Genomic DNA, 4,792 nt, shown 5'->3' with positions numbered 1-4,792 from the left:
GAGCGGGGCGAGCGGCATCCGGGGGCCGGGACCGCCGCACCGTACGAAGCGATGTCGCGTGGCCCTCTTGCGCCGGGGAAATCGCAATCCTACGGTACTGCATAGGAATCGCACGCAAGGGAGCAGCGAAGATGAGCGATGGGGGCACCGCCCGCGCGAGCGCATTCGAGCGTGGGGGAGCGCGCAAGGCCGCCGAGGGACTCGGCCACCTCTCCGGTTTCGGCAACGAGCACAGCTCCGAGGCGGTCCCGGGCGCCCTGCCCGAGGGGCGCAACTCGCCGCAGCGCGCGCCGCTCGGGCTGTACGCGGAACAGCTGAGCGGTACGGCGTTCACCGAGCCGCGGGCCCACAACCGCCGTTCGTGGCTGTACCGGATCCGTCCGTCGGCCGCGCACCCGGCGTTCACCCGCACGGGGAACGGGGCGATCCGCAGCGCGCCCTTCAACCAGACGGTGCCCGACCCCAACCGCCTGCGCTGGAGCCCGCTGCCCGCACCGGCCGAAGGCACGGACTTCCTGGCCGGCCTGTGGACGCTGGGCGGCAACGGCGATGTCGCCCAGCGCGCCGGCATGGCGGTGCACCTCTACCACGCCAACGCGTCGATGGACCGGGTGTTCAGTGATGCCGACGGTGAACTGCTGATCGTCCCGGAGGAGGGCGGGCTGGTGCTGCGGACCGAGTTCGGGCTGCTGCATGTGGAGCCGGGACACATCGCGCTGATTCCCCGTGGGGTGCGCTTCCGTGTGGAGCTTCTGGACGATGTGGCCCGCGGCTATGTGTGCGAGAACTACGGAGCCGCCTTCCGGCTTCCCGATCTCGGCCCCATCGGCGCCAACGGTCTGGCGAACGCACGGGACTTCCGGGCGCCCGTCGCCGCGTACGAGGACGTCGAGGGGCCGGTGGAGGTGGTGAACAAGTTCTGCGGCAACCTCTGGTCGGCCACCTACGACCACTCCCCGCTGGATGTCGTCGCCTGGCACGGCAACCATGTGCCGTACGCCTACGATCTGCGCCGCTTCAATGTGATGGGCACCATCTCGTACGACCATCCGGACCCGTCGGTCTTCACCGTGCTGACGGCGCCGAGCGATACGCCGGGGCTGGCGGGGGTGGACTTCGTGGTGTTCGCGCCGCGCTGGCTGGTGGGCGAGGACACCTTCCGGCCGCCGTACTTCCACCGGAACGTGATGAGCGAGTACATGGGTCTGATCGAGGGCGCCTACGACGCGAAGGCGGAGGGGTTCGTGCCGGGCGGCGGCTCGCTGCACAACATGATGTCGGCGCACGGGCCGGACCGGGAGACGTTCGAGAAGGCGAGCGCCGCCGAGCTGCGCCCGCAGAAGATCGACGACGGTCTCGCGTTCATGTTCGAGACGCGCTGGCCGGTGTCCCTGACGCCGCAGGCGGCACGCGCGGAGCATCTGCAGCAGCGCTACGACGATGTGTGGCAGGGACTCGAGCGTCACTTCCGCACGATGTAGCGCGGATGATCCGGGGGCCGGGAGCCGAGGGCCGGGGATCCGAGGGCCGGGTGTCCGGGGGCTCCGGTTCGGCTCCGGGTGCCACAGCCGCTGTCGACGCACCCCTGCACCTCACATTGCACTGAACGTTCCCGACCGGTACGGATAGCCCGTGACCTCCTTCGCGCCGGATTCGATCGTCCTGAACCGCAAGTTGCCGCTCTGGTACCAGGTGTCGCAGTCGCTGCGTGCCTCGATCCTCGGCCGCTCGCCCCGGGACCCGCTGCGCCTGCCCACCGAGGAACAGTTGGCGGGGCACTACGGAGTGAGTGTGCTGACCATGCGGCAGGCACTGAAGGAACTGGAGGACGAAGGGCTGATCACCCGGCACCGCCGGCGCGGCACGTTCATCGAGCCCGGTGCCCTCCGGGGCGCTCCGGTACGGCTGCTGGGGTCGGTGGACGCGATCGTGGCCCAGCAGTCCGGCATGACGACCGAACTGCTGGAGCACGGCACCGCGCCGGTGCCGGCCGAACTCGCCGAGCACTTCCCCGGACTGACGGAGGCGGCGGCCTACCACCGGCTGCGCAGCGACGAGAAGACCGGCGAGCCGACCAACCACGCCCGCAACTACGTCCGTCCGGAACTCGCCGCCCGGATCGACCTGGAGGATCTGCGACGCTGGCCGATGACCAAGGTGCTGCGGGATGTCGTCGGGGTGGACATCGGCCGCATCACGGACACCGTGGAGGCGCGGCTCGCGGATCCGGAGACGGCCCGACTGCTCCGGGTTCCGCTGCTCAGCCCGATCCTGCACTACACCGGCGTCACCTACGACACCGACGGCACCCCCCTGGACGTGGCCGTGATCAACTACCGGGGCGACCGCTTCTCCTTCACCGTGACCCTGGAAGCCACCTGATCCCGGCCGCCCGTCAGGTCGTACGATGCCCAGCGTGACGCACGACGACGCTCCGCTGCTGGCGGACCTCATGCCGTGGTCCGTCGCACCGCCACGGCTCGGCCGGGGATGGCCTGCGGCACCCGATCCGGCGGCGCTGAAGGCCCGTTGGAACGCCCTGATGAAGGCTGCGGGACCGGACAGGGAGGCCCTGTTGCAGCCGTCCCGCTCACGGGCCGGGCACACGGCGGTCGGGCAGCTTCCGGGCCGGTCGGGCGGCACGGAGCGACTGGCACGCGCCTCGGGTCCATGCCCGGAGCCGGTCCGCGTGCTGCGCTCCCCCTTCGACGAGCAGTGGCTGATTCCCGACCAGCGGCTGATCGACGCGGCCCGCCCCGAGTTGTGGCGGGTGGCGGACGAGCGGCAGATCTTCCTCGTCGAGACCGGGTCCGCCGCGGGGCGCGGGGCACGCACGCGGGGCGAGCGCCCCCGGGGCGGCGCCGCCGGCACCGACGACGCCGGTGACGCCACCGGTCCTCAGCTCCTCGCCACCTCCCTGCTGCCGGTGCTCCGTCCCGGCCGGGTCCGCCCGTTGTACCGCCGGCCCGGCGGCGCGGAGCCGAACCTCGCCCCGGGCCTGCCCGAGCACCTCACGGCACGTCTCGGCCGGGAGGTGCCGGCCCTCGACGTGCTCGCCTGGACGATGGCCGTGGTGCGGCCCGGTCCCGGAGGGCTCGCGGTGCCGCTCACCGGGGACGCCGGCGCGTGGGACGCGGGTGTGGAGGTGGGGCGCCGGATGCTGTGGCTGATGCGGCGCGACGGGGAGCGCCCCCGGCTCCCGGGCGGACGCCGCCCCTACGTCCGCGCCCCGCTCCCGTCCCGCCCGTCGACCGTCCGGTACGACCGCGACGAGGAGGCCCTGTGCTTCGGCGAGGGCCGCGTCTCGCCGGTGCCGCCGGCGGCCTGGGACTACGAGGTGGCGGGGGTCCCGGTGCTGGAGCGGTGGTGCGCGGCCCGCACGGAGGAGGCCGGGCCGGGGACACTGGAGGCGATCCGTCCGGCCGGCTGGCCGCAGACCTGGACGTCGGAACTCCTGGAGCTGATCACGGTCCTCGCTCTGCTCGCCGAACTGCGCCCGTCGCAGGCCGCGTCGACGGACCGTGCGACGACCGACCCGATCACGCCGAAGGAGTTGCGCCGGGCGGGTGTGCTCCCCGTACCGCGGTCGGCGCACGGGCCCGCCTCGGTCCTGGACGCGCACGAGGAAGGGCCGGAGGGCCAGCTCGCGCTGATCTGACACGGCACACCGCGGATCCGGGCCGGACCCGCTCCCTGCCGGTTCCCACCGGCTCCGGCCCCCGGCCCTCGTCAGTGACCGGTGCCGAAGCCGTCGAGCACCCGTCCGAGGTCCCGCTCGCCGCGGGAGGCCGTGGGACTCACGCCGCACGGGAACCCCGTGGGGCTCACCAGCACAGGCCGGGGCGGCAGGAGCCGGTGCCGGGGAACAGCAGGGTCCCGCGACGGGACGGCAGAAGCCCGCACGTCCCCGGAGCACTGCCGGGTGGATCGGGGCGCCGGGAGGGACGTGACCGGGAACGAGGTACCGAGAGGAGTGCCGGAGGAGGACGACGTGCCTGTGCCGGAGCGCACTGATGGGCGGCGCCGCGCGCCGTGGGGTGACGGGCGGCGCGTGCGCGGTGCGCCACGCCGGGACGGTGGGCCCGTCCGGACGCGGGCGCGGGACTAGCGGCTGNNCGTCTCGCGCTGCGGGACGGCGGGTCCCGCCAGCACCGAGAGGTGGCGGTCCAGGCGCGTACTGGTCGCAGTGCTCCCGCAGGTGATCGCAGGGACCCTGGCCCTGCTCCGCACCGTTATCTGATCCATGTCACTCCCCACCCGTACGAGTCCGCCCGGCCCCGGGCAGGTTAACCCTATCGCCCCGTTCGGGCACTCGCGTATCTCGGTCGCAGGATTCACCTTCCCCGTAAGGAGGTTGACGAACACTCGATGATTACTCTCCGAATCCAACCCCTTTCAGGGCGAGTTGGACTACCGGCTGGGTTGTGGGCTGCGGCGATCCTCCGCCCGGCTCGACGGTTACGGCGAGTGACGTTGCGGAGATGTCGAGGTCGGAGGCGACAAGGGGCGCGTCACTCTCGAAGAGCCCGAGGGAGCGCGGTTGTGCGCCGGGGCGCATGAGCCAGAGCTGACGCACACGTCCGTTNNCGCGCGGGCGTCCGGGGCGGCGAGGACGTGGGCGATCTCACGTGCGCGGTCCCGTTCGGCGGCCAGTTGGTCCTGGGTCCGGTTCGCCTGGACGGCGAACAGTGCGGCGACGACGAGGGCAGCGGCGGCGGTGGCCGTCGCGAAGGGCACGAACAGCGGCATCCGGTGCCGCCCGCCGGTCTGCGGCACGGGTCCGGTTCCCCAT

Annotated in this window: 3 protein-coding genes and 2 pseudogenes; 3 read left to right on the top strand and 2 right to left on the bottom strand. The window is 72.6% G+C overall.

Features of this window, described 5'->3' with window-relative positions; genetic code table 11:
- Nucleotides 1-131: 131 nt before the first annotated feature.
- The 3 genes from hmgA to AOK11_RS19225 all read left to right on the top strand — a co-directional run bounded on the left by hmgA (nucleotide 132) and on the right by AOK11_RS19225 (nucleotide 3,658).
- Nucleotides 132-1,481, top strand: coding sequence for a homogentisate 1,2-dioxygenase (hmgA, locus tag AOK11_RS19235; protein ID WP_055594951.1), 1,350 nt, complete (start codon nucleotides 132-134; stop codon nucleotides 1,479-1,481).
- Between the two features lie 151 nt (nucleotides 1,482-1,632).
- Nucleotides 1,633-2,382: a GntR family transcriptional regulator gene (locus AOK11_RS19230; protein ID WP_055594950.1), complete on the top strand. Its 750-nt coding sequence runs from the start codon at nucleotides 1,633-1,635 to the stop codon at nucleotides 2,380-2,382.
- 25 nt (nucleotides 2,383-2,407) lie between these two features.
- Entirely contained in the window at nucleotides 2,408-3,658 is a 1,251-nt protein-coding gene (locus tag AOK11_RS19225) for a type ISP restriction/modification enzyme (protein ID WP_055594949.1), read from the top strand.
- 714 nt (nucleotides 3,659-4,372) lie between these two features.
- Here the strand turns inward: AOK11_RS19225 and AOK11_RS45125 are convergent.
- A pseudogene (locus tag AOK11_RS45125) lies at nucleotides 4,373-4,585 on the bottom strand (anti-sigma factor); the annotation flags it as partial.
- A gap of 2 nt (nucleotides 4,586-4,587) precedes the next feature.
- A pseudogene (locus AOK11_RS45120) lies at nucleotides 4,588-4,792 on the bottom strand (anti-sigma factor); the annotation flags it as partial.

The organism is Streptomyces hirsutus, assembly GCF_001418415.1.
Classification (GTDB): domain Bacteria; phylum Actinomycetota; class Actinomycetes; order Streptomycetales; family Streptomycetaceae; genus Streptomyces; species Streptomyces hirsutus.
Note: the sequence above shows the minus strand (reverse complement) of the source record. Positions and strands in the feature narration are given on the sequence as shown.

Coding starts and splice junctions, on each gene's coding strand:
- hmgA (WP_055594951.1), top strand. CDS start 132: ATGAGCGATGGGGGCACCGCCCGCGCGAGCGCATTCGAGCGTGGGGGA.
- AOK11_RS19225 (WP_055594949.1), top strand. CDS start 2,408: ATGCCCAGCGTGACGCACGACGACGCTCCGCTGCTGGCGGACCTCATG.